Genomic DNA, 23,244 nt, shown 5'->3' on the forward strand with positions numbered 1-23,244 from the left:
CATGGCAAGTGATGACCTGAGCCGGAAGACCTGCGAGCCCTGCCGGGGTGGCATCGCCCCCTCGGCGCCCGAGGCGGTGCGGCAGATGATGGCGCAACTGGATGCGGGATGGGCGCTTTCCGAGGATGCGACGAAGATCACCCGGCGCTTCGAATTCAAGGGCTTCGCCAAGGCCGTCGAGATGGCCAACCTGGCGGCATGGCTGGGGAACAAGCAGGGCCATCATCCCGACATCGCCTTTGGCTGGGGCTATTGCGAGGTGACATTCACCACGCATGAAGCTGGCGGTCTGACGGAAAATGATTTCATCTGCGCTGCCCGGCTGGATGCTCTCGTCGCCTGAGACCTGACGCCAGACAGCAAAAAGGCCCCGTTTCCGGAGCCTTTTCGCTGCAAAGCTGGCCTGCGCCTCAGATGATCAGCACCTGCGTGCCGATGGTCGCGAGGCCGAACAGTTCCTTGATGTGTTCGTTGTAAAGGCCGATGCAGCCGTTTGAGGATTTGCGGCCGATCTTGCGCGTGTCGTGGGTGCCGTGGATCCGGTAATATTGCCAGGACAGATAAAGCGCATGGGTGCCAAGCGGATTGTCCGGCCCGGCGGGCACGAAATCGGGCCATTCCGGGTTGCGCTTCTTCATGTCCGGCGTCGGCGACCAAGTCGGGCCTTCGACCTTGCGGATCACCTCGGTCCGGCCGCGACGGGTCAGATCTTCGCTGACCGGGATCGAGGACGGGTAGAGTTTGTAGACCGACTGGTCTTCGGACCAGTAATGCACCGCGCGCGAGGTCAGGTCGACCAGGATGGCGCCATTGGTCAGGGTGTCGAAATGCGGTTGCCAGCTTTGCGAATGGAAGCTGGAGATGTTCCGGCGGCTGTCCTGACCGCTGTCATATTGCACCGCGCCGGCATCCGGCGTGGCACCGGCGGTCGCGCCATAGATCGGCTGGCCGGTATAGGGATCGATCTGCTGGCCAAAGGCCGGAAGCGCCAGGCCGGCGGCACCGGCGGCGGCGGTCGTCAGGAACGCCCGGCGATTAAGCTGGTGAAACTTGCTCATGCTCTTGTCCTTCGTTTTGGGCCGTTCTGCTGGCGGCCTCTTGCTGCCCATCGATGGTGATGCGGGTCTGTTGGCGGATTTATGCTCATGGGCTTGCCATTTCAAATCAAACGACCGTCATCGGCCGGGCAGGGGCGAAAGGCTGTTGCAGGACTGCCGCATCACGAATTCTTGCGTTTGATCGAAGGCCCGGCTTTGGGTAAATCACTGGAAAACGCCTATGAGGGACATCCGAAATGTTGAATATCCGCACGATTGCGGTCCTGTCTGTGCTTGCGCTGACCGCCTGTGCGCCGCGTCTTGCTGGGCCGCAGCTTGGCCCTGACGGCCAGCCGATCCCGGTCGCCTATACGATCGACCAGCGCGAGGCGACCGAGATTCCGCTGCGTGCACAGGGCCAGATCAACCAGCTGCGCGCCAATATCGGCCTGACGCCGCTGATGCTGAGCCCGCAGCTTTCGGCCGCATCCGTAGCGCATTCGCAGGACATGGCGGCGCAGAACCGGGCCTGGCATTTCGGTTCGGATGGTAGCTCGCCGCTCGACCGGGCCAAGCGGCAGGGCTATTTCGGCGGGATCATCGGCGAGAACATCTCGGAATCCTATGAAAACGATGTCCAGACCCTGAACGCCTGGATGCAGACCCGCGATACCCGCGACATCATCATGGACCCGACCGCGACCCAGCTGGGGATCGGCTGGTACCAGGAGCCGTCGAAGAAGATCTGGTGGACGCTTGTCACTGGCAACTGATCCGCATCAAGCGCTGAGCGGACAAACCCCGGCCCGATAGCCGGGGTTTTTCGTTTCGGCGGGCCTCGTGAAAAATAGTCCCTGCGGCGTCTTGATCGGGGCTGTGGGCCTCCCATCTATGTAAATGTGATTAACATTAACATGGAAAGGTCACAAGAAATGCACAGCGCCTCTCAAACCTGGCCGGTCTATCAACTGCCCCAGCAGCGCGGAAATGGTCCGCTTGGCCGTGCCCGTGACTGGCTGGACGAAAAGGGAAAGCCCGCATGGATCGTTGCCATGATCCTCGGCTTCGTCGCCTTCTGGCCTGTCGGCCTGGCCATCCTCGGTTACATGATCTGGAGCAAACGCATGTTTGGACATCGCAGCTGCGGCCGTCGCGGCCATCGCAGCCACTACTACGCCGCCCCCACGGGTAACGTCGCCTTCGACGCCTATCGCGACGAAACCCTGAAACGGCTCGAGGACGAGCACCGCGAATTCCTCGACTTCCTGGCCAAGTTGCGTGAGGCCAAGGACAAGGCCGAGTTCGACCAGTTCATGGCGCAGCGCGACCCCAAGACCGACGAGTAAGGTCCTGATCGCGCGAAACGGGGCCGGAGAAATCCGGCCCCGTTCTGCTATCGGGGGCTATTCCCCGCGCGGGAAGCGCTTGCTTTCCTCCAGCACGTTCAGGTCCATGTGGTTGCGCATGTAACGCTCGGACGCCTGCATAAGGGGCTGGTGGTCCCAAGGATAATAGACCCCGTTCCTGAGCGCCTCGTAGACGATCCAGCGCCGGGCCTGAGATTGCCGCACCTCGGCGTCATAGGCGGCCAGATCCCAACGCGCCGCCGCCATCTGCCTGAAATGGTCCAGCGTGTCGGCATGGGCCGGGTCGCTCGCAAGGTTCACGCGTTCGCCCGGATCGGCGTCGAGATCGAACAGCTGCTCGGGGTCAGCCTTGCTGGCGGTGTATTTCCAGCGCCCCTCGCGCAGGGCGACCAGCGGGGTGATGCTGCCCTCGGCGGCATATTCCATCGCCACCGGCCCGCGCGACGCGCCGCCATCCGCGAGGGATTCCCCGTCGGTCCAGGGCGCGATCTCGTCCATCGGCAGGCCCGCCAGATCGCAGATCGTCGGCAGCACGTCGATGGTGCTGGCCGGGCGATCCACGCGTCCCGGCGCCATGCCGGGCGCGGCGATCATCAGCGGCACCCGGGCCGAGCCTTCGAAGAAGCTCATCTTGAACCACAGGCCTCGGTCGCCCAGCATTTCGCCGTGATCCGACAGCACGATGATGATCGCCTCTTGCCGGCTGCGGTCCAGCACATCTAGGATCTCGCCGAATTTCTCGTCGATATAGCTGATATTGGCGAAATAGCCCTGACGCGCCCGGCGCACATGTTCGGGCCTGATCTCCAGTCCCTGCCAGTCGCAGGCATCCATCAGCCGCTGCGCATGGGGGTCCTGTTCGGCATAGGGGATGGCTTCCGGCGGTTCCAGTTCCGGCGCGCCCTCGTAGAGATCCCAGTATTTACGACGGGCGACGAAAGGGTCATGCGGATGGGTGAAGCTGACCGTCAGGCACCAGGGCCGCGGATCCGCGCCCCGCGACAGGTCATAGAGCTTGCGGCAGGCGTGATAGGCGACCTCGTCGTCATATTCATACTGGTTGGTGATCTCGGCCACACCCGCCCCGGTGACGGAGCCCAGATTGTGATACCACCAGTCGATCCGCTCGCCCGGCTTGCGGTAATCGGGCGTCCAGCCGAAATCGGCGGGATAGATGTCGGTGGTCAGCCGCTCCTCGAAGCCGTGCAGCTGGTCGGGACCGACGAAATGCATCTTGCCCGACAGGCAGGTCTGATAACCGGCGCGGCGCAGGTGATGGGCATAGGTCGGGATGTCCGAGGCGAACTCGGCTGCATTGTCATAGACCCGGGTGCGGCGCGGCAATTGCCCCGACATGAAGCTGGCGCGCCCCGGCGCGCACAGCGGGCTGCCGGTATAGGCATTGGCAAAGCGGGTCGAGCGTTCGGCCAGCCGCTTCAGGTTCGGGGCGTGCAGGAAATCGGCGGGGCCGTCGGGGAACAGCACCCCCGACAGCTGATCCGCCATCAGGATCAGGATATTCGGCTGCGTCATCCGGCGATGGCAGCCTTGACCGCATCCGTGCCGGGCTGGCCGTCCAGCGTGGTCACGCCCTCAAGCCAGGGCGTCAGCGCATCGGGATTGGCGGACAGCCAGTCCTTGGCCGCATCCTCGCCGCTCATTCCCTCGTCGAGGATCTTGCCCATCAGCTGGTTCTCCATGTCGATCGAGAAGACCATCTGCTGAAACAGCTTTGCCGCATTGGGGCAGGCGGCAACCCAGTCCTTGCGGGCCAGCGTATGCACCGTGGCGCCGCCGAAATCGGGGCCGAATTGCTTGTCGCCACCCGACAGGTAGGTGATGGCGAAATTCACGTTCATCGGATGCGGCGCCCAGGCCAGAAAGACCGTGGGCGTGCCGGCGGCGTCATTGCGCGCCAGTTGCGCCAGCATCGCCTGTTCACCCGATTCGACCAGCTCCCAGTCACCCAGCCCGAACTCGTCAGCCTCGATCATGGCCTGAATCGACTGGTTCGCCGGCGCGCCCGGCTCGATCCCGTAGATCTTGCCCTCGAAGGCGTCCTTCTGCGCGTCGAGATCGGCAAAATCCTTGACCCCCAGATCGGCACCCGGCGTCGTCACTGCCAGCGTGAACTTGGCACCCTCGAGGTTCTGGCCCAGCAGATCGACCACGCCCGAGGCGTCCAGATCGTCGCGGAACTTCTGCTGCGCCGGCATCCAGTTGCCCAGGAACACATCGGTATCGCCGGTCTTCAGCGCCTCGTAACCCACCGGCACCGAGAGCGTGCTGATCTCGGGTTCATAACCCAGACCCTGCAGCACCACGCTGGCCACGCCATTGGTCGCGGTGATGTCGGTCCAGCCCGGATCGGACAGTCGGACGGCCTTGCAGGCCTCGTCATCGGCAAGAGCCGGCGCGGCCAGAAGGGTCAGCGCCGTCGTTACAATCACTCGCTTCATCATCACACTATCCTCGCTTCGGATCGGGTCATCCTGTGGCGGCGAGGCCGGGCCGGCCGGTCTGAATGCGGCATTCAGCGTGTCGGAACCGGCTCCTCGCCGCGATAGTCATAGAAGCCGCGCCCGGTCTTGCGACCCAGCCAGCCGGCTTCGACATATTTCGTCAGCAGCGGGCAGGGGCGGTATTTCGTATCCGCCAGCCCCTCGTGCAGCACGTTCATGATCGCCAGACAGGTATCCAGCCCGATGAAATCCGCCAGTTCCAGCGGCCCCATCGGGTGATTGGTGCCGAGCTTCATGGCGCTGTCGATCGACTTCACGTTCCCCACGCCCTCGTAGAGCGTATAGACCGCCTCGTTGATCATCGGCATCAGGATGCGGTTCACGATGAAGGCGGGAAAATCCTCGGCACTCGCGGCGGTCTTGCCGATCCTCTCGACCACTTCCACGAGCGCCTGATAGGTCGGCTCGTCGGTGGCGATGCCGCGGATCAGCTCGACCAGCTGCATCACCGGCACTGGGTTCATGAAGTGGAAGCCCATGAACTTTTCCGGCCGGTCGGTGCGGCTGGCCAGCCGGGTGATCGAGATCGATGAGGTATTCGAGGTCAGGATCGTGTCATGCTTCAGATGCGGCAGCAGGTCCTCGAAGATCGCCTGCTTCACCGTCTCGCGCTCGGTCGCGGCCTCGATCACCAGATCGGTCTTGCCCAGATCGGCCAGCTTCAGCGTGGTCTTGATCCGGCCCATCGCCGCCGCCTTGTCCTCGGCCGTGGCCTTGCCCCGGCTGACCTGACGCTCGATGTTCTTGTCGATCAGGGCGACGGCCTTGTCCAAGGCCTCCTGGCTGATATCGGTCATCAGCACGTCATAGCCGGCCAATGCGAAAACATGGGCGATGCCGTTGCCCATCTGCCCTGCGCCGATCACGCCTACCGATTGAATCGCCATCTCGTCCCACCCTCGCTTGACTGGGGGCGACGATAGGGCGGCATCGGGGGCGCTTCAATGAGAAAACCGCCCGGGCCGGATGGCGCGGGCGGTTCGGTGTTCGGGCCGGGGAGGGGGCGCTGCCCCGTCGCGCTTTGCGCGACTCCCCGGGATATTTAAGCCAGGATGAAAGCTCTTACAGCTTCTCGGTCAGTTCCGGGATCACGGTGAAGAGGTCGCCGACGAGGCCGTAGTCCGCGATCTGGAAGATCGGGGCCTCTTCGTCCTTGTTGATCGCGACGATGACCTTCGAGTCCTTCATGCCCGCGAGGTGCTGGATCGCGCCGGAGATGCCGACGGCGACGTAAAGCTCGGGCGCGACGACCTTGCCGGTCTGGCCGACCTGCCAGTCGTTCGGTGCATAGCCACTGTCGACGGCGGCGCGGCTCGCGCCTACGGCGGCGCCCAGCTTGTCGGCCAGGGCCTCGATGATGGCGAAGTTTTCCTTCGAGGCGACACCACGGCCACCCGAGACCACGCGGCCCGCCGAGGTCAGTTCCGGGCGGTCGGATTTGGCGACCTCGTCGGCGACCCAGCTCGACAGGCCGGGGTTCTCGGCGGTGGCGGCATCGGAAACGCTGGCCGAACCGCCATCACCTGCGGCGTCGAAGCTCGCGGTGCGGACGGTGAAGACCTTCTTCGCGTCCTTCGATTTCACCGTCTGGATGGCGTTTCCGGCATAGACCGGGCGCTCAAACGTGTCGGCATCGATCACCGCCGAGACATCCGAGATCACCATCGCATCCAGAAGCGCGGCGACACGCGGCATGACGTTCTTGGCATCGGTCGTGGCGGGGGCGGCGATGTGGCTGTAGTCGCCAGCGAGGCTGACGATCAGCGCGGCGGTGGGCTCGGCCAGACGATGGCCATAGAGCGCATCCTCGGCCACCAGCACTTTTGCAACGCCGGCGATCTTCGCGGCTTCCGCAGCAGCCTCCTTGGCCGAGGCCCCGGCGCAGAGCACCGTCACATCGCCCAGACCCTTGACCGCGTTCACGGCCTTGGCCGTGGCATCGACGCTCAGCACGCCGTTGGTGACTTCACCCAGCAGAAGAACAGCCATCAGATCACCCCCGCTTCCTTGAGTTTGCCGACCAGCTCGTCGACCGAGCCGACCTTGATCCCGGCCTTGCGGCCCTCGGGTTCCTTGACCGAGACGATCTCGAGACGCGGGCTGACATCGACGCCGTAATCCGCCGCCGTCTTTTCATCCAAGGGCTTCTTCTTCGCCTTCATGATGTTCGGCAGCGAGGCGTAGCGCGGTTCATTGAGGCGCAGGTCGGCGGTGACGATCGCCGGCAGCTTGACGCTGATGGTCTGCAAGCCGCCATCGACCTCGCGGGTGACTTTCGCCGCATCGCCATCAATTTCCAGCTTGCTGGCAAAGGTCGCCTGACCCCAGCCCAGCAGCGCCGCCAGCATCTGGCCGGTGGCGTTCATGTCATTGTCGATGGCCTGCTTGCCGGCGATGACCAGCTGCGGCTGTTCCGCGTCGACCACGGCCTTGAGGATCTTGGCAACCGCCAGCGGCTCGATGTCCTGATGCACGTCATCGGCGGCAACCACGAGGATCGCCCGGTCGGCGCCCATGGCCAGCGCGGTGCGCAGCGTCTCGGCCGCCTGCTTCACCCCCACCGAAACGGCGATGACTTCCTCGGCCACGCCCTTCTCCTTCAGCCGGATCGCCTCTTCCACGGCAATCTCGTCAAAGGGGTTCATCGACATCTTCACATTCGCCAGATCGACACCCGTGCCGTCCGCCTTCACGCGGGCCTTCACGTTGTAGTCGATTACGCGCTTCACCGGCACGAGGACCTTCATCCGTCTCTCTCCCAAAGTTGCGTCATCGGTTCGCGGCCCGTGTTAGCTGTCGAAAGGCAAGCTTTACAAGACCAATTTCCATGACGTTACGTTTACGCGAACGTAAGCCTTAGCGGCTGGCCCCCGGCACCCAGAGGATATCGTCGAGCCCGCCGTTATTGGCGACCCGACCGGCGACGAACAGCCAGTCCGAAAGCCGGTTCAGGTACTTGATCGCCACCGCATTGGCATCGCCACCCGCCGCCAGTTCGGTCGCCCGGCGCTCGGCCCGGCGCGCCACGGTGCGCGACAGGTGCAAATGCGCGGCCAGCGTGGAGCCGCCCGGCAGGATGAAGCTGCGCAGCGGTTGCAGGTTGGCATTCATCGCGTCGATCTCGGATTCCAGCCGGTCGACCTGCGGCTGGACGATGCGCAGCACCTCGTAGCCGGCCTCGCCGTCGGCAGCCATGTTCGGTCGCGACAGATCCGCACCGAGATCGAAAAGATCGTTCTGGATCAACGCGATACGCGCGGCCAAGTCGCCGGTCGCATGCAGCCGGCACAGGCCAAGGGTGGCATTCAGCTCGTCCACCGTGCCATAGGCCTCGACCCTCGGATCATGTTTCGCCACCCGGCTGCCATCCGACAGCGCGGTGTCGCCCTTGTCGCCGGTGCGGGTGTAGATCTTGTTCAGAACGACCATGGATTACCCTCTCAGCCAGACGTAAAGCAGGATCAGCGCGATGGCGACGGCCTGGGCGATGATCCGCCAGCGCATCATCCGGTTGCCATGCTTGCGGTTCCAGGCGCCACCGCGGGCAAAGCCGCCGATCCCGGTCATCAGGATCAGGGTCGTGGCCAGCACCGCCAGCACGATGAGATAGAACAGGGGATCGTCCTTCATGGGACCTCGCTTTCGCGCCGGACCCTAGCTGCGGCGGGCGAACCAGTCCAGTGCGCGCGTCGGCAGAATCCGCCGCCCGATTCCCGAAACCCGGGTCGGTACGGTGACATAATAGCGCGGCTTGGGGCGCGGGTCTTCCAGCGCATGGGCGATGCGGCGGCTGACCGCCTCGGGCGGCAGTTCGAAGCGGTCTTTCTCGGCCGAAGGCTCATAGAGCCGCTTCAGCAGGGTGGCGCGGTAATCCTCGACCCGGGGGCTGTCCTTCCAGTTCACCCAACGCTCGAAATGCGGGATGGCGTTCACCCGGATCTTCGAGGCGATCGGGCCGGGTTCGATCAGGCTGACATGGATGGGCGTATCGGCCAGTTCGATGCGCAGCACGTCGGTCAGCCCCTCGAGCGCGAATTTCGTCGCCACATAGGGGCCGCGCCAGGGAATGCCGACAAGCCCCAGCACCGAGGAGATGTTGACGATCCGGCCCCGACCCGTCTCACGGAAATGCGGGATCAGCCGTACCGTCAGGTCATGGGTGCCGAAGAGGTTCGCCTCGAAGATCGCCCGGAGGCCGCCGCGCGGAATATCCTCGACCGCGCCGGGCAGGGCGAAGGCGGCGTTGTTCACCAGCGCATCGACCGGCCCGCCGGCCAGCGCCTCGGCCACGCAGTCCGCCACGCTGGCCTCGTCCGCCAGTTCCAGGTGCAGGCATTCCATGCCCTCGGCGCGGCGCGCCGCAATATCCTCGGGCTTGCGGCAGGTCGCCACCACCTGCCAGCCCCGCGCCTTCAGGTGCCGGGCGGCATCCAGTCCGATGCCCGAAGAGCAGCCGGTCAGCAGAACCCTGCGGGTCGGCAAGGCCGGGTCGGCCATCTAGTTCGGCCGCTCGGGCGACAGGAATTGCAGCGACATGTAACCCTCGCGCCCGCCGGCGTCGCGCAGCTGCACCCAGCCCTCGGTCTGGCCGAGGATCTCGACCGGACTGCCGCGCAGGATCGCCCCGATCACCCGGTCATTGGTCGAGGGGCCGGCGCGGAAATTCACCCGGTCGCCAGTCACATACATGATCTCGGCGCCGCCTGCCGCCAGTGCCTCGGCCTCGGCCAGCTCGGTCTCGGCTTCGCCGGCATGTTCGGGCGAGGGGCGCAGCGGCGGGCCGGGGAAGGTCTGTACCTGTTCGGGGGTCTGGGCCACCTCTTCGGCAGGGACCGCCGGGGCCGCCGCTTCAACCACCGTCTCGACGGGCGCAGCCTCGGCAGCGGGCGCTGCCTCCTCGGTCGCCGGGTTGAAGGGCCGTTCCGGGTCTCGGTCGCCAAGAAGCGCCAGAACTGCGAACAGGCCCAGCAAAGTCAGGATCGTCAATCGAATCATCTTGCGTTCGTTCCCCCGCGGCACCGATCCTAACGCCCTTTCACGCGGCTGTGTTCCGCAGCTTGTCGCAGGGGGCGGATTTTCCCGCTGGACCGCTGCGCCGCTGCGCCCTATCCAGTCGCCATGTCCGACGAATTGCCCCTCGACCCCGACCGCAATACCGAATCCGAACCGCTGTCGCGGGCCATCGGCGAGCGTTATCTGACCTATGCGCTCAGCACGATCATGAACCGGGCACTGCCCGATGCGCGGGACGGGCTGAAGCCGGTGCATCGCCGCATCCTTTACGCCATGCGCGAGCTGCGGCTGTCGCCGACGGGTGCCTTCCGCAAGTCCGCGAAGATCACCGGCGACGTGATGGGCAACTATCACCCCCATGGTGATGCCGCGATCTATGACGCGATGGCGCGCTTGGCGCAGGATTTCGCCATGCGCTATCCGCTGGTCGACGGGCAGGGGAACTTTGGCAATATCGACGGCGATAACCCCGCCGCCAGCCGCTATACCGAGGCCCGTCTGGCCATGGCCTCCGAGGCGCTGATGGAGGGGCTGGCCGAGGATTCGGTGGATTTCCGCCCGAACTATGACGGCACCCTGACCGAGCCTGTCGTGCTGCCCTCGGCCTTCCCGAACCTGCTGGCGAACGGCGCATCGGGCATCGCGGTCGGCATGGCCACGAACATTCCGCCCCATAACCTGCACGAGGTCATCGACGCCTGCCTGCATTTGATCAAGATGCCCGAGGCCCGCGACGACACCCTTGCTGGCCTGATCAAGGGCCCGGATTTCCCCACCGGCGGCGTGCTGGTGGAAAGCGCGGAATCGATTGCCGAGACCTATCGCACCGGGCGCGGGGCCTTCCGGCTCCGTGCAAAGTGGGAGCAGGAGGATCTGGGCCGCGGCCAGTGGCAGGTCGTCGTCACCGAGATCCCCTATCAGGTGCAGAAATCCAAGCTGATCGAGCGTCTGGCCGAGCTGATTCAGACCAAGAAGATCCCGATCCTCGCCGATGTGCGCGACGAATCGGCCGAGGACGTCCGCATCGTGCTGGAGCCCCGCGCCCGCAGCGTCGATCCCGAGCAGCTCATGGCGGCGCTGTTCCGCGTCAGCGATCTGGAGATCCGCTTCAACCTGAACATGAACGTGCTGATCGACGGCCGCGTGCCGAAGGTCTGCTCGCTGAAAGAGGTGCTGCGCGCCTTTCTGGACCACCGCCGCGAGGTGCTGGTCCGGCGCGCGAATTTCCGGCTGGAGAAGATCGCCGCTCGGCTCGAGGTGCTGGAAGGCTATCTGATCGCCTATCTGAACCTCGACCGGGTGATCGAGATCATCCGCTTCGAGGATGACCCGAAAGCCGTGATGATGGCCGAATTTGGCCTTTCGGATGTGCAGGTCGAGGCGATCCTGAACATGCGCCTGCGCGCCCTGCGCAAGCTGGAAGAGATCGAACTCAGGGCCGAGCGCGATAATCTCTTGGCCGAGCGGGACGGGCTGCAGGCCATGCTGGCCGACGAGGGCGCGCAATGGTCGCGCATCGCCGACCAGCTGAAGGAGGTGCGCAACCTCTTTGGCAAATCCGTAGCCGAGGGCCAGCGCCGCACGCTGATCGGCGATGCCGTCGAGGTCGAGCCGATCGACATGGAAGCGATGATCGAGCGCGAGCCGCTGACGGTGATCCTTTCGAAGATGGGCTGGATCCGGGCGATGAAGGGCCATCAGGCGCTGGATGCCGAAGTGAAGTTCAAGGATGGCGACGGCGCGGGTCTGGCGCAACATGCCGAGACCATCGACAAGCTGATGATCTATGCCAGCAATGGCCGTTTCTACACGCTGCCGGCCAATAACCTGCCGGGGGGGCGCGGCATGGGCGAGCCGCTGCGGCTGATGATCGACCTGCCGAACGAGGCCGAGGTCATCGCCATGTTCCCGTGGCGCGAGGGCGAACGCTATCTGGTCGCCTCGAAGGCCGGCGACGGCTTCATCGTCACCGCCGCCGATATCCTCGCCCAGACCAAGAGCGGCAAGCAGGTGCTGAACGGCGAGGCGCTGCTGATCCGTCTGGTCAGCGGCGACCATGTCGTGACCGTCGGCCAGAACCGCAAACTGCTGGTCTTTCCGCTGGACGAGCTGCCCGAGATGGCGCGCGGCAAGGGCGTGCGGCTGCAGAAGTTCAAGGATGGTGAGCTGTCGGACGCGGCCTTCATCACCCTGGCCGAGGGGTTGCGCTGGCAGGAATCCGGCGGCCGCACCCGGACCGAGCCGGACCTGACCGAATGGCTGGGCAAACGCGCCAGCGCCGGCCGCATGGCCCCGCGCGGTTTTCCACGCGACAACAAGTTCAATTGAAACGAGGGCAGGGGCTTCGCCCCGGTCCCTGCTGGCGCATTCGTTCGTCGCTGAAAAAGGTCCCCCGGACCTTTTTCCGGGCGCTCCTCACCCCCAGGATATTTTCGCCAAGATGAAAATGGCGGCGCCCTGCCACGGCATGTCGGGCAGGGCGCTTTCACCTTGGGCGGTCATCGGCGTCCCCGCCTGTACCGCCCGACCGGAATAACCGGAAATGCTTTCAGCTTGGTTTAAATATCCCCGCCGGAGGCAAGAAAGTCAGGGCGTCAGACCTTCGGGATCGGGCAGGCCATTGGCGCGGGCGGTGGCGGTCAGGGTATTCGCCAGCAGGCAGGCAATGGTCATCGGCCCGACGCCGCCCGGAACGGGCGTGATCGCTCCTGCGACCTTTTCCGCCTCGGCGAAATCCACGTCACCGACCAGCCCGTCATCGGTGCGGTTGATCCCCACATCGATCACCGTGGCCCCCGGCTTCACCCAATCGCCCCTGACGAAATTCGGTCGTCCCACGGCGGCCACCAGAATATCGGCGCTGCGGCAAAGCCCCGGCAGATCCCGTGTGCGGGAATGGGCGATGGTCACTGTGGCGCTGTCGCGCAGCAGCAGTTGCGCCATCGGCTTGCCGACGATGTTCGAACGCCCGATGACCACCGCATTCTTACCCGAAAGCGAACCCAGTTGCTCGCGCAGCATCATCAGGCAGCCAAGCGGCGTGCAGGGCACCATGGCCTTCTGTCCGGTCGCCAGACGACCCACGTTCAGCACGGTAAAGCCATCCACGTCCTTCTCCGGCAGGATGGCATTGATGACCGCTTCCTCGTCCATATGCGCGGGCAGGGGCAACTGCACCAGAATCCCGTTCACCGCCGGATCGGCATTCAGCCGGTCGATCAGCGCCAAGAGATCGGCCTCGGGCGTCTCGGCCGGAAGTTTGTGCTCATACGAGTTCATCCCGACCTCAAGCGTCTGCTTGCCCTTCGAGCGGACATAGACCTGGCTCGCCGGGTCCTCGCCGACCAGCACCACGGCCAGACCGGGGGTGATGCCACGTTCCTTCATTGCCGCCACCTCCGTGGCGATACGGGCGCGCAGCCCTGCGGCGAAGGCCTTCCCGTCGATCAGCGTGGCGCTCATTCCTGCTCTCCCTTCAGATGGCGGTCTTCCTGATCGATGGCGGCATCGATCAGCCTGCGCCAGATATGCTCGATCAGCGCCGGGTCCAGCCCCGCATCGGCGGCATGACGGCAGACATTCGCGACGACCTCTTCGACGCGGTCATCGATCCGCGCCGGCAACCGATCCCGCGCCTTGATCCGCGCCGCCCGGTCGATCAGGGCGCTGCGTTCGGCCAGCAGGGCGATCAGCTCGGCATCCAGCGCGTCGATGCGGGCGCGCAGGGCGGTCATATCGGGGATGTTGTCGAACTGGCTCATCTTGGGCGCGGACATGCACCCATGCGCCGCCAGAGGCAAGGGGTCGTGGCCTAGCTGTGATTTCTCTTGAGGTTGTTCACCCTTTGGTTGCGTGGCAGACCGTTGAGGGCGGAGTGTGGTCTTGATCGGTTGAACCAGTCAAGCCATCGGGGCAGGTCTGCGTTTGTGGCGTCAGACGAGGGGTGGGCAAGGCCGTAAGCCCATTCGCGCGGATGGGTCTGGCTGTACCTTTCGGCCTTGCCGTTGGTCTTGGGCGTATAGGTTGTGGTAAAGATGTGGCGGATGCCAAGCCGCTGCAGCGCCTTGGCGAAGCGTCGGGAGCGATAGACGCTGTGGTTGTCGGTCATCCCCCGCTCGGCCCTGACGCCCTGGGCGAGGAACCAGCGGAGTGCGCGCAAGAGCAAGCCGGTGGTCGTGTCCTTGCATTTGTCGCCCAGCACCTCGACCTAGGCCAGCCCTTTTGGGGCTGCGATTGAACCTGAGGTGCACAGCCCCTCACCGACATCTGCCGCGACATGCACGAAGTCTCAGCCCGCGCTGCGGCTGCGGCAACCGAACCGCGTTCCGGTGACGTGGCGGCCGGACCGCGCGAACCGGCCCAGCTTCTTGATATCCAGGTGGGTCAGCTCGCCCCGCCGTTCGCGCTGGTATCGCCGCAACGGTTCGGGGGGGATCGAGCAGCGCCAGCCGCCCCAGGCCTTCACGTCGAAGCCAGCGCCAGACGGTGGACCGAGCCAGACCGAGCTTCGCCGCAATTGCCGCCCCCGTCATCCGCCAGCTCCGGCGCAGTGCGCCCGCCTTTCACGGCTTACAGCGCGACGCGCGCGTTGAAGCCAGCTTCATGGTTCCTGCGTTTCCGCAGACCTGATCTCCTCGTCATTGGAGACCAGCAAACGTCAGATCGTAGCTGCCGTCACTGTCCGATTTCCGGGGAGTAGCTCAGCGCCACTCGGTAAGGGCAGAGCGCTCGAGATCGCATTGTCGAGCGGGTTGATCGAATAGATCATTGCCCCGCTGCTGCTGCCTGCACGACGGCTGAGCGGTAAGGTCCGCCCAACGGCTGCGTGCCGTCCGCTTCGGTCAAGGTCCGTCGCTGCCGGCGAAGCGGGGTGTGATTCCAGGAATCGGAAGGCACCCTGCCCCTGCCCATGGCCGCTGATAACGGTCTTGCCGAAAGCATTGCCTCACTGATCTTGGGAGCGCAGACGTCAATCGGCTGCGCTCTCAAGCCAGCATGGACTGCTGGGCAAAGATCCCCGCCATCGCGCCCTGCGCCGAGGCCGTGGTGACCGAGGGCATCATGGGATTGGCAAGATCGCCGGCGGCATAGATGCCGGGCGTGCTGGTTTCGCGGCGCTCGTCGACCTTCAGCGCGATGCCGAGGGGCGTATCGACCGTGGCGAGGCCAAGGGCCTCGTGCAGGCTTGCCGACGGCCTGTTGCGCGGATGCGCGAACAGAATATCGACCGCGACATTGTGACCGGTCTCGAGTTTGACGGCGGCACTGTGGCCGCCGCTTTGAGCGATCTCGGTGATCCGGCCTTCGACGACGGGGATGTTGCGACCGGACAGATCAGCCCGGATCGCGGGCGGAATGTCGTGACCATTGGGGAACACCGTCAGCCTGTCGGTCCAGTCGAGAAACAGCCTGGCCTGATTGAACGATTGCGGGCCGGACCAGATCAGGCCCCAATGCTGGTCTGCGACCTCAAAACCGTCGCAATAGGGGCAGGGCACGATCGATGTGCCCCAGCCTTCAGCAAAGCCCGGAACCTCGGGCATCTGGTCGACGACGCCATAGCTGAGGATCAAGCGGCGCGCGGCAAGGCTTTCGCCATCGCCCGTGCGGACCGCGAAATCGTCAATGGCGCCGGAGACACTGTCGGCTCGTGCATTGACCAGCCTGATCGTGGGATAACGCGCCAGCTGCCGCCGCGCTTCGGCCAGGATATCCAATGGCGGCTTGTGATCGTGACCCAGCAGACCGTGCGAATGGCCGGCGAAGCGGTTGCGTGGCAGGCCGGTATCGAGAACGGTGACCTTGCGGCGCGCGCGGCCCAGTTGCAGCGCGGCGGCGAGGCCGGCAAAGCTGCCGCCGATGATGATGACGTCATCCATGGTGATGGGCTCCGGGTTGAAAGGGATGGGAACGCGCAGACCAAAGCTGCCTGCACGCGGTGTGGCGATGCTTGTGTCCGCTGCTCATGCTACTGCTTCTCTTGCGGCGACGAGGTTTCCGAGGGCTGGTTCTCGACTGGATCGCGGGTCTCGGCTGAAGTCGCCGTCGGCATCGGCGCCGCCCCTTTTGGGCCAGCACCAGCGGACAAACTCAGCACGTTCTTGGTGGCCGCTTGCAGGAACTGTTTCGACAGCTTCTCATCGTTGACAGCGCGCGACAGGACCATTGCGCCGACCATCGACGACAACATCGCCATGGCCGTCTCGCCGGGCTCGGTGCCTTCGGCTTCACCAACCCAATGACCCAACAGAGCGAGGTAGTCTCTGATCCCCGCTTCAAATGACGCCTTGACGCTGGCGTCCTGCCTGGCGGCGTCGGACCCGAGCAAGGCGACCGGGCAGCCCTCCAACCGCTCTTCGCGATGCGCCGTGCTGAGATAGAGGCCGATTGCCGCGCCGAGGGGATCGTCTGGATTTGCCGCTCCCGCGCCCGAAAAGCGTTCAAAAGCATTTGCCATCGCCCGCCGAGAGGCCTGCGCGGCAAGGTCGTTCTTCGATTGAAACTGCTTGTAGAACCCGCCCTGGGTCAGTCCGGCCCCCTTCATCAAATCCTTGAGGCCGATGCCGTCAAAGCCATGCTCGCGAAACAGGCGGCTCGCCACATTGATGACGTTCTGGCGGTTTTCTTCGGCCTGAACCCGGCTGACGCGCATGGTTGATCTCCTAATTTAGATTGCGTTCGAAATCCATATAGCATATAAATGTTGAATGCAATCTAATTCAACCAAGGAGGCGGCCATGAAGAAGCGATCGATTCTCGTGCTTGGGGGCATTTTGGTCGCCGCTTCGGGGGTGGCTGCCTTGGCTACTTTCGCCATCCCCACGCGGGACGCCCCTGCGATGAGCGACCCGAGGCTGGAGGCGCCGCTGGTCAGGCTGATGACGGTCGGGCCGGTCTCCGGGGCCACGCGCAGCTTCACCGGTATCATCGGCGCAAGGGTCGAAAGCGATCTGGGCTTTCGAGTGCCCGGCAAGATCGTGGAGCGGCTCGTGGACATCGGCCAGCAGGTCAAGGCCGGTCAGCCGCTGATGCGGATCGACGACAGCGATCTTCGTCTGGCGCTGTCGGCAAAGCGCAATGCCGTCGCCGCCGCGCAGGCAACGGTCGATCAGACGGCAGCGGATGAACGGCGCTATGCCAGCCTGCGCGACGACGGCTGGATCACCCGGCAGCGCTACGAGCAGGCAAAGGCGGCGTCTGACACAGCCGAGGCGCAGCTTGCCGCTGCCGTGGCCGACGCGCGGGTCGCCGAGAATCAGGCAACCTATTCGGTCCTCGTGGCGGACGCGGATGGAACGGTGATTGAAACGCTTGGCGAGCCGGGACAGGTCGTCGGTGCCGGCCAGACGGTGGTCCGCGTCGCTGAGGCCGGCCCGCGCGAGGCGGTGGTGTCCTTGCCCGAGACGATCCGGCCACAGATCGGCGCGCTGGCCGAGGCGGCCCTCTATGGGAGCGATGGGGATCGCTACAGGGTGCATCTGAGGCAACTGTCGGATTCCGCCGATGCCCGGACGCGCACCTACGAGGCCCGCTATGTCTTCGATGGCGAAGCACCGGAGGCACCGCTTGGGGCGACGGTCTCCATTCACGTTGCAGGCAAGGCTGGCCAGCAGGAAATCCAGGCGCCGCTCGGGGCGATCCTGGACGACGGCGAAAGGACCGGGGTCTGGGTGCTGGACCGCGCCAGTTCGACCGTGGGCTTCCGTCCCGTGCAACTGGTTCGGTTGGGCAGCGAAACCGCCGTCATCTCCGGGCTGACCTCGGGAGAGCAGATCGTCGCCCTGGGTGCGCAGCTTCTGCAGGACGGCGCGCGGGTCAGGACTGATGCCGGGAACGGGGGCAATCGATGAACCTTAACCTTTCTGCACTCGCCGTCCGCGAACGCGCCGTCACCCTGTTCTTCATCCTGCTGCTGGTCGCCGCCGGCGCCTATGCCTTCGTGAAGCTGGGGCGGGCAGAGGACCCCAGCTTCACCATCAAGACCCTGACGGTCACGAGCGTCTGGCCCGGCGCCACAGCGCGCGAGATGCAGGACCTTGTCGCCGAACCGCTGGAGAAACGCATCCAGGAACTGACCTGGTATGATCGGGTCGAGACGACCGCGCGGCCCGGCTATGCCTTCACGACGGTGACGTTGAAAGACCGCACCCCGCCTTCGGCCGTCGAGGAGCAGTTCTACCAAGCCCGCAAGAAGCTTGGGGATGAAGCCCGCAACCTGCCGCCCGGCGTCTACGGCCCCTTCGTCAACGACGAATATTCGGATGTCAGCTTCGCCCTTTACGCCCTGAAGGCCACGGGGATGCCGATGCGTGAGCTGGCGCGGCAGGCCGAGGTGATCCGTCAGGACCTTCTGCATGTACCTGGTGTCAAGAAGGTCAACATCCTTGGCGAACGCCCCGAGCAGATCTTCGTCGAGTTCTCCCATGCCAGACTTGCGACCCTTGGCGTGTCGGCACAGGATGTCATCGCCGCCTTGCAGCGGCAGAACGGCGTTACCCCGGCAGGCGCTATCGACACCAAGGGGCCGCGCGTCTTCATCCGGGTCGATGGCGCTTACGACAATGTGCAGGCGATTGCCGACACGCCGATCGTCGCGGATGGGCGGTCACTGAAGCTTTCCGACATTGCCGAGGTCCGCCGCGGCTACGAGGACCCGCCCGCCTATCTGATCCGGCATGAGGGCGAGCCGGCCATCATGCTTGCCGCCGTCATGCAGCAGGGCTGGGATGGCCTCGCCCTGGGGAAGGCGCTGGAGCAAAGGACGGCTGCCATTGCCGAGACGCTGCCGCTGGGGATGACGCTCGACAAGGTGAGTGATCAGGCCGTCAACATCACCCATGCCGTCGATGAATTCATGTTGAAGTTTGCCATGGCGCTTGGCGTGGTGCTGCTGATTGCGCTGGTCAGCATGGGCTGGCGCGTCGGCATCGTCGTTGCGGCCGCTGTCCCGCTGACGCTTGCCGTCGTGTTCCTCATCATGCTGGAGACCGGCCGGTTCTTCGATCGCATCACGCTCGGCGCCCTGATCCTGGCGCTCGGCCTGCTGGTCGATGACGCGATCATCGCCATCGAGGTGATGGTGGTGAAGATGGAAGAGGGCATGGACCGGATCAGGGCGGCCGCCCATGCGTGGAGCCACACCGCCGCACCGATGCTGTCGGGCACGCTGGTGACGATCGCCGGGTTCCTGCCGGTCGGCTTTGCCCGCTCTGCGGCAGGCGAATATGCCGGCAATATCTTCTGGGTGGTGGGCTTCGCCCTGATCGTGTCATGGATCGTCGCGGTGGTCTTCACGCCCTATCTTGGCGTCAAGATGCTGCCCGCGATCAAACCGGTCGAGGGCGGCCTTCATGCCATCTACGACACACCGAACAATCGGCGCCTGCGGCGGCTGATCACGGTCGCGGTGCGCCACAAGTTCGTGGCCATCACTATCGTCGCCATCGCCTTCGCGCTGTCCGGCGTCGGCATGGGCGCCCTGAAACAGCAGTTCTTCCCGACCTCGGACCGCCCCGAGGTGCTGGTCGAGGTCCGCCTGCCCGAGGGCACCAGCATCGAGACGACGACCGCCACGGTCGAAGCGCTGGAAGCATGGCTGGACCAGCAGCCAGAGGCCGAGATCGTCACCAGCTATGTCGGTCAGGGCGCGCCCCGCTTCTTCTTCGCCATGTCGCCGGAACTGCCGGACCCCGCCTTCGCCAAGATCGTCGTGCTGACCCCCGACGCCGAGGCGCGCGAGGCGCTGAAGCACCGGCTGCGGGCGGCTGTCGCCGAGGGGCTTGCGCCCGAAGCCCAGCTGCGTGTCACCCAGCTTGTCTTTGGTCCCTACACGCCCTTCCCGGTCGAGTTCCGGGTCATGGGCCCCGATCCCGCGCAACTCTATGACATCTCTGAACAAGCACTCGGCATCATGCGCGGCATCCCGGACGTGCGTCATGCCAGTCGCGATTGGGGCAGCCGCACGCCCGTGCTTCGCTTCATCCCCGCTCAGGATCGCCTCAATCTGATCGGCCTGTCCTCTGCGGAGGTGGCGCAGCAGCTTCAGTTCCTGCTCTCCGGCATTCCCGTCACCCAGGTGCGCGAGGATATCCGCAATGTCCCTGTTGTCGCGCGCAGCGGCGGCAATGAGCGGCTGGATCCGGCGCGCCTGGCGGATTTCTCGATCATGAGCCGAGACGGCAGCGCGATCCCGCTCGACCAGATCGGCCGGTCCGAGATCCGTCTGGAAGAACCGATGCTGAAGCGCCGGGATCGGACGCCCGTCATCACGATCCGGTCGGACATCGATGAGGCCACACAGCCGCCCGAGGTCTCGAAGCAGGTCATGGCGGCACTTCAGCCGCTGATTGCATCGCTGCCCGCCGGTTATCGCATCGAGATGGGCGGTTCGATCGAGGAGGCCGCAAAGGCCAACAGCGCGCTGGTGAAAGTCTTTCCGGTCATGATCGCCGTCACGCTGATCGTCATCATGCTTCAGGTGCGCTCCTTCTCGATGATGGCCATGGTCATGCTGACGGCGCCGCTGGGTCTCATTGGCGTGGTGCCAACCCTGCTGATCTTCAACCAGCCATTCGGGTTCAACGCCATCCTGGGCCTGATCGGGCTGGCCGGCATCCTGATGCGCAACACGCTGATCCTGACCGAGCAGATCAAGGAAAATCGCGCCGCCGGCCTTGATGCCTATCACGCCGTGATCGAGGCCACGGTGCAGCGCACCCGGCCCGTCATTCTGACCGCCCTTGCCGCCGTCCTGGCCTTCATCCCGCTCACGCATTCGGTCTTCTGGGGATCGATGGCCTATACGCTGATCGGCGGCACGGCCGTCGGAACGGTGCTGATCCTGCTGTTCCTGCCGGCGCTTTATGCCGCCTGGTTCCGGATCACGCCGCCTGTGGACGGGGGCCTCATTGATTTGACCGAGGCACCTCAATTTCGCGCAGAAATGGCGGCTGAGTAGGACTCTGAGGTATCGATGAATGGTCAGGCGCTGGTCGAGACGTCTGGCAATTCGGCCAGCTTTGACATTTCCGCGTCGCTCACGCTGCGGAGATGCCGCAAACTCCTTCGGCAGTGCAGAAAGACGACAACCCAATGGCAACTTCCACAGTCGGTGCAACCAGACAAATGGCTTGCCTTGACCTGCTGCCGCAGTCTCCCAGCAAACCCATCCAAGGGTAAGATCGGCAATTCGTCGGCACTGAAGCGTATGGCAGCTTTCTGGCCAAAGCGGACCAGCATGATCTGTGGACATCCCAAACGAAAATGGCGCGTTGCCATCGCAACGCGCCATTCCTGAGTTCCGCAGGTTGACCGGTGAATTCGTGTCCTACAACCGAGAATGCGTCACCGCGAGGGGCCGGGGTTTCGGGTTCGCTCTGGCTCAGGCCGGGGCAGGGTCGCCGCCGGGCGCGGGCTTCGCCTCGCCCGCCTTCGGCACCGAGGTCACCGAGGGGATCGAGCTGCCCGGCGTATTGTCATCGCCGCCCAGCTGCTCGCCGCGAATGACCTTGCCGATCTCTTCGCCGGTCAGCGTCTCGTATTCCAGAAGGCCCTTGGCCAGACGCTCGAATTCCTCGTCTTTCTCCAGAAGGATGCGGCGGGCGTCCTGATAGCCCTGTTCGATCAGGTCATGGACCTCCTGCTCGATCAGCTCCTTGGTCGAGGCCGAGATCGAGAAGCCGCCGGTCGAGCCGTTATAGCCCTCATGCGCCTCGGCATAGTCGATATTGCCGACCTTGTCGGACATGCCCCAGCGCATCACCATGGCGCGGGCCAGCTGGCTGGCCTGCTGGATATCGCCGGCCGGGCCGTTCGACACGCCTTCTTCGCCGTATTTGATGATCTCGGCGGCCTTGCCGGCCATGGTCATGGCTAGCTTCTGCTTGGCCTCGTCCTTGTGATAGTTCAGCCGGTCCATCTCGGGCAGCGACACCACCATCCCCAGCGCACCGCCGCGCGGGATGATCGTCGCCTTGTAGACCGGATCGCATTTCGGCAGCGACAGGCCGACGATGGCGTGACCGGCCTCGTGATAGGCGGTCTTTTCCTTCTGCTCGGGGGTCAGGACCATGCTGCGGCGCTCGACGCCCAGCATGACTTTGTCCTTGGCATTCTCGAAATCTTCCATGCTGACAAAGCGGCGGCCGATGCGGGCGGCGGCCAGCGCGGCCTCGTTCACCAGGTTCATCAGGTCGGCGCCCGAGAAGCCGGGCGTGCCGCGGGCGATGATGCGCAGGTCGACATCGGGACCGACCGGCACCTTGCGGCTGTGGACGCCGAGAATCTTCTCGCGGCCCTTGATGTCGGGGTTCGGCACATGGATCTGGCGGTCAAAGCGGCCGGGGCGCAGCAGCGCCGGGTCCAGCACGTCCTTGCGGTTGGTGGCGGCGATGATGATGATGCCTTCGTTGGCCTCGAAGCCGTCCATCTCGACCAGAAGCTGGTTCAGCGTCTGCTCGCGCTCGTCATTGCCGCCGCCGATGCCCACGCCACGGGCGCGGCCCACGGCGTCGATCTCGTCGATGAAGACGATGCAGGGGGCGCTTTTCTTGGCCTGCTCGAACATGTCGCGCACCCGGCTTGCGCCGACGCCGACGAACATCTCGACGAAATCGGAACCCGAAATGGTGAAGAAGGGCACGCCCGCCTCGCCGGCGATAGCGCGGGCCAGCAGGGTTTTACCCGTGCCCGGAGGGCCGACCAGCAGCGCGCCTTTCGGGATCTTGCCGCCGAGGCGGCTGAATTTCTGCGGGTTGCGCAGGAATTCGACGATCTCTTCCAGCTCTTCCTTCGCCTCGTCGATGCCGGCCACGTCGTCAAAGGTAACGCGGCCATGCTTTTCCGTCAGGAGCTTCGCCTTGGACTTGCCAAAGCCCATGGCGCCGCCACGACCGCCGCCCTGCATCCGGTTCATGAAGAAGATCCAGACACCGATCAGCAGGATGAAGGGCAGCCAGACGCCCAGCATCGACATGAAGCCGGATTGCTGCTGCTTGACAACCTGAACCTCGACGCCCTCGGCGATCAGCTTGTCGGTGATCTCTTCGCCCATCGGCCGCACGGTGACATAGTTCTGCCCGTCGGTGCCGACGATGGTGATGTCCTCGCCATCGATGGTGACCGACTGGATCTGGTCGCTCTGGGCGCGCTGGATGAAGTCGGAATAGGTGATCTGGCGGCTGTTCAGCGGTGCGCCACCGTCATTGAAGACGTTGAACAGCATCAGCACCATCAGGAACAGGGCGACCCAGACGGCCAGATTGCGTGCATTGCCCAAGACGGGACCTCCGAGCGGAAACAGTTGCG

The 23,244-nt window shown here is 64.7% G+C and carries 23 protein-coding genes; 6 read left to right on the top strand and 17 right to left on the bottom strand.

The genetic code is table 11. The features are described from left to right. Position 1 precedes the first annotated feature (1 nt). Positions 2-343, top strand: coding sequence for a 4a-hydroxytetrahydrobiopterin dehydratase (locus Q1A36_RS15640; RefSeq protein ID WP_299846104.1), 342 nt, complete (start codon positions 2-4; stop codon positions 341-343). Between the two features lie 67 nt (positions 344-410). Here the strand turns inward: Q1A36_RS15640 and Q1A36_RS15645 are convergent, their stop codons facing one another. Beyond that, positions 411-1,058, bottom strand: coding sequence for a L,D-transpeptidase (locus Q1A36_RS15645; RefSeq protein ID WP_299846106.1), 648 nt, complete (start codon positions 1,056-1,058; stop codon positions 411-413). Positions 1,059-1,294: 236 nt separating this feature from the next. On the opposite strand from Q1A36_RS15645, the gene Q1A36_RS15650 reads away from it, so the two are divergent. Both Q1A36_RS15650 and Q1A36_RS15655 read left to right on the top strand, forming a co-directional pair. Then, the gene (locus Q1A36_RS15650; protein ID WP_299846109.1) at positions 1,295-1,810 is read left to right on the top strand and encodes a CAP domain-containing protein; all 516 of its coding nucleotides are present in this window, start codon (positions 1,295-1,297) and stop codon (positions 1,808-1,810) included. A gap of 159 nt (positions 1,811-1,969) precedes the next feature. Continuing rightward, a complete protein-coding gene (locus Q1A36_RS15655) occupies positions 1,970-2,383 on the top strand; it encodes a DUF2852 domain-containing protein (RefSeq protein WP_299846112.1) in 414 nt (137 codons plus the stop codon). A gap of 57 nt (positions 2,384-2,440) precedes the next feature. Here Q1A36_RS15655 and betC read toward each other — a convergent pair whose 3' ends face one another. The 9 genes from betC to Q1A36_RS15700 form a co-directional block, all read right to left on the bottom strand. Next, positions 2,441-3,937, bottom strand: coding sequence for a choline-sulfatase (gene betC / locus Q1A36_RS15660; RefSeq protein WP_299846115.1), 1,497 nt, complete (start codon positions 3,935-3,937; stop codon positions 2,441-2,443). Beyond that, positions 3,934-4,863 (bottom strand): choline ABC transporter substrate-binding protein, encoded by a 930-nt coding sequence (gene choX / locus Q1A36_RS15665; protein WP_299846118.1) that lies wholly within the window; start codon positions 4,861-4,863, stop codon positions 3,934-3,936. The genes betC and choX overlap by 4 nt, the downstream gene beginning before the upstream one ends. A gap of 74 nt (positions 4,864-4,937) precedes the next feature. Then, positions 4,938-5,813 carry a 3-hydroxybutyryl-CoA dehydrogenase gene (locus Q1A36_RS15670; protein WP_299846120.1) on the bottom strand — a complete coding sequence of 292 codons (876 nt, stop codon included), beginning with the start codon at positions 5,811-5,813 and terminating at the stop codon, positions 4,938-4,940. Between the two features lie 175 nt (positions 5,814-5,988). Beyond that, a complete protein-coding gene (locus Q1A36_RS15675) occupies positions 5,989-6,915 on the bottom strand; it encodes an FAD-binding protein (protein ID WP_299846123.1) in 927 nt (308 codons plus the stop codon). Further along, entirely contained in the window at positions 6,915-7,673 is a 759-nt protein-coding gene (locus tag Q1A36_RS15680; RefSeq protein ID WP_299846126.1) for an electron transfer flavoprotein subunit beta/FixA family protein, read from the bottom strand. The genes Q1A36_RS15675 and Q1A36_RS15680 overlap by 1 nt, the downstream gene beginning before the upstream one ends. 109 nt (positions 7,674-7,782) lie before the next feature. Beyond that, positions 7,783-8,355 carry a cob(I)yrinic acid a,c-diamide adenosyltransferase gene (locus Q1A36_RS15685; protein WP_299846129.1) on the bottom strand — a complete coding sequence of 191 codons (573 nt, stop codon included), beginning with the start codon at positions 8,353-8,355 and terminating at the stop codon, positions 7,783-7,785. A 3-nt stretch (positions 8,356-8,358) separates the two neighbouring features. Then, positions 8,359-8,556: a twin transmembrane helix small protein gene (locus tag Q1A36_RS15690; RefSeq protein WP_299846132.1), complete on the bottom strand. Its 198-nt coding sequence runs from the start codon at positions 8,554-8,556 to the stop codon at positions 8,359-8,361. 24 nt (positions 8,557-8,580) lie between these two features. After that, entirely contained in the window at positions 8,581-9,423 is an 843-nt protein-coding gene (locus Q1A36_RS15695) for an SDR family NAD(P)-dependent oxidoreductase (protein WP_299846135.1), read from the bottom strand. Continuing rightward, positions 9,424-9,921, bottom strand: coding sequence for an SH3 domain-containing protein (locus tag Q1A36_RS15700; RefSeq protein ID WP_299846138.1), 498 nt, complete (start codon positions 9,919-9,921; stop codon positions 9,424-9,426). 123 nt (positions 9,922-10,044) lie between these two features. On the opposite strand from Q1A36_RS15700, the gene parC reads away from it, so the two are divergent. Continuing rightward, positions 10,045-12,267, top strand: a complete 2,223-nt coding sequence (parC, locus tag Q1A36_RS15705) for a DNA topoisomerase IV subunit A (protein WP_299846141.1) — start codon at positions 10,045-10,047, stop codon at positions 12,265-12,267. A 258-nt stretch (positions 12,268-12,525) separates the two neighbouring features. Here parC and folD read toward each other — a convergent pair whose 3' ends face one another. The 6 genes from folD to Q1A36_RS15730 form a co-directional block, all read right to left on the bottom strand. After that, positions 12,526-13,401 (bottom strand): bifunctional methylenetetrahydrofolate dehydrogenase/methenyltetrahydrofolate cyclohydrolase FolD, encoded by an 876-nt coding sequence (gene folD / locus Q1A36_RS15710; protein ID WP_299846144.1) that lies wholly within the window; start codon positions 13,399-13,401, stop codon positions 12,526-12,528. Further along, on the bottom strand, positions 13,398-13,715 hold the full coding sequence (locus Q1A36_RS15715) for a chorismate mutase (RefSeq protein WP_299846147.1): 318 nt from the start codon (positions 13,713-13,715) through the stop codon (positions 13,398-13,400). Before Q1A36_RS15715 ends, folD begins: the two co-directional genes overlap by 4 nt. Positions 13,716-13,750: 35 nt before the next feature. After that, positions 13,751-14,140: an integrase core domain-containing protein gene (locus Q1A36_RS15720; protein WP_299846150.1), complete on the bottom strand. Its 390-nt coding sequence runs from the start codon at positions 14,138-14,140 to the stop codon at positions 13,751-13,753. 55 nt (positions 14,141-14,195) lie between these two features. Then, on the bottom strand, positions 14,196-14,489 hold the full coding sequence (locus Q1A36_RS21485; protein WP_366141598.1) for a helix-turn-helix domain-containing protein: 294 nt from the start codon (positions 14,487-14,489) through the stop codon (positions 14,196-14,198). 435 nt (positions 14,490-14,924) lie between these two features. Beyond that, a complete protein-coding gene (locus Q1A36_RS15725; RefSeq protein WP_299846152.1) occupies positions 14,925-15,818 on the bottom strand; it encodes an NAD(P)/FAD-dependent oxidoreductase in 894 nt (297 codons plus the stop codon). 89 nt (positions 15,819-15,907) lie between these two features. After that, a complete protein-coding gene (locus Q1A36_RS15730) occupies positions 15,908-16,591 on the bottom strand; it encodes a TetR/AcrR family transcriptional regulator (protein ID WP_299846155.1) in 684 nt (227 codons plus the stop codon). Between the two features lie 85 nt (positions 16,592-16,676). On the opposite strand from Q1A36_RS15730, the gene Q1A36_RS15735 reads away from it, so the two are divergent. Then, positions 16,677-17,789, top strand: a complete 1,113-nt coding sequence (locus tag Q1A36_RS15735) for an efflux RND transporter periplasmic adaptor subunit (protein ID WP_299846158.1) — start codon at positions 16,677-16,679, stop codon at positions 17,787-17,789. Continuing rightward, positions 17,786-20,896 carry an efflux RND transporter permease subunit gene (locus tag Q1A36_RS15740; RefSeq protein WP_299846161.1) on the top strand — a complete coding sequence of 1,037 codons (3,111 nt, stop codon included), beginning with the start codon at positions 17,786-17,788 and terminating at the stop codon, positions 20,894-20,896. Before Q1A36_RS15735 ends, Q1A36_RS15740 begins: the two co-directional genes overlap by 4 nt. A gap of 423 nt (positions 20,897-21,319) precedes the next feature. On the opposite strand, the gene ftsH is transcribed toward Q1A36_RS15740, so the two are convergent. Beyond that, positions 21,320-23,215, bottom strand: a complete 1,896-nt coding sequence (gene ftsH / locus Q1A36_RS15745) for an ATP-dependent zinc metalloprotease FtsH (RefSeq protein WP_299846164.1) — start codon at positions 23,213-23,215, stop codon at positions 21,320-21,322. Positions 23,216-23,244: the final 29 nt, after the last annotated feature.

This window comes from uncultured Paracoccus sp., from assembly GCF_947487305.1.
In the GTDB taxonomy this organism is placed as follows: Bacteria; Pseudomonadota; Alphaproteobacteria; order Rhodobacterales; family Rhodobacteraceae; genus Paracoccus.

Excerpts from the sequence above, each read along its gene's own strand:
- Q1A36_RS15730 (WP_299846155.1), bottom strand. The coding sequence starts at position 16,591 with ATGCGCGTCAGCCGGGTTCAGGCCGAAGAAAACCGCCAGAACGTCATC.
- folD (WP_299846144.1), bottom strand. The coding sequence starts at position 13,401 with ATGAGCGCCACGCTGATCGACGGGAAGGCCTTCGCCGCAGGGCTGCGC.
- Q1A36_RS15675 (WP_299846123.1), bottom strand. The coding sequence starts at position 6,915 with ATGGCTGTTCTTCTGCTGGGTGAAGTCACCAACGGCGTGCTGAGCGTC.
- choX (WP_299846118.1), bottom strand. The coding sequence starts at position 4,863 with ATGAAGCGAGTGATTGTAACGACGGCGCTGACCCTTCTGGCCGCGCCG.
- Q1A36_RS15685 (WP_299846129.1), bottom strand. The coding sequence starts at position 8,355 with ATGGTCGTTCTGAACAAGATCTACACCCGCACCGGCGACAAGGGCGAC.
- Q1A36_RS15690 (WP_299846132.1), bottom strand. The coding sequence starts at position 8,556 with ATGAAGGACGATCCCCTGTTCTATCTCATCGTGCTGGCGGTGCTGGCC.
- Q1A36_RS15645 (WP_299846106.1), bottom strand. The coding sequence starts at position 1,058 with ATGAGCAAGTTTCACCAGCTTAATCGCCGGGCGTTCCTGACGACCGCC.
- Q1A36_RS15715 (WP_299846147.1), bottom strand. The coding sequence starts at position 13,715 with ATGTCCGCGCCCAAGATGAGCCAGTTCGACAACATCCCCGATATGACC.
- Q1A36_RS15680 (WP_299846126.1), bottom strand. The coding sequence starts at position 7,673 with ATGAAGGTCCTCGTGCCGGTGAAGCGCGTAATCGACTACAACGTGAAG.
- parC (WP_299846141.1), top strand. The coding sequence starts at position 10,045 with ATGTCCGACGAATTGCCCCTCGACCCCGACCGCAATACCGAATCCGAA.
- Q1A36_RS15640 (WP_299846104.1), top strand. The coding sequence starts at position 2 with ATGGCAAGTGATGACCTGAGCCGGAAGACCTGCGAGCCCTGCCGGGGT.
- Q1A36_RS15670 (WP_299846120.1), bottom strand. The coding sequence starts at position 5,813 with ATGGCGATTCAATCGGTAGGCGTGATCGGCGCAGGGCAGATGGGCAAC.
- Q1A36_RS15735 (WP_299846158.1), top strand. The coding sequence starts at position 16,677 with ATGAAGAAGCGATCGATTCTCGTGCTTGGGGGCATTTTGGTCGCCGCT.
- Q1A36_RS15740 (WP_299846161.1), top strand. The coding sequence starts at position 17,786 with ATGAACCTTAACCTTTCTGCACTCGCCGTCCGCGAACGCGCCGTCACC.
- betC (WP_299846115.1), bottom strand. The coding sequence starts at position 3,937 with ATGACGCAGCCGAATATCCTGATCCTGATGGCGGATCAGCTGTCGGGG.
- Q1A36_RS15725 (WP_299846152.1), bottom strand. The coding sequence starts at position 15,818 with ATGGATGACGTCATCATCATCGGCGGCAGCTTTGCCGGCCTCGCCGCC.
- Q1A36_RS15655 (WP_299846112.1), top strand. The coding sequence starts at position 1,970 with ATGCACAGCGCCTCTCAAACCTGGCCGGTCTATCAACTGCCCCAGCAG.
- Q1A36_RS15700 (WP_299846138.1), bottom strand. The coding sequence starts at position 9,921 with ATGATTCGATTGACGATCCTGACTTTGCTGGGCCTGTTCGCAGTTCTG.
- Q1A36_RS15695 (WP_299846135.1), bottom strand. The coding sequence starts at position 9,423 with ATGGCCGACCCGGCCTTGCCGACCCGCAGGGTTCTGCTGACCGGCTGC.
- Q1A36_RS15650 (WP_299846109.1), top strand. The coding sequence starts at position 1,295 with ATGTTGAATATCCGCACGATTGCGGTCCTGTCTGTGCTTGCGCTGACC.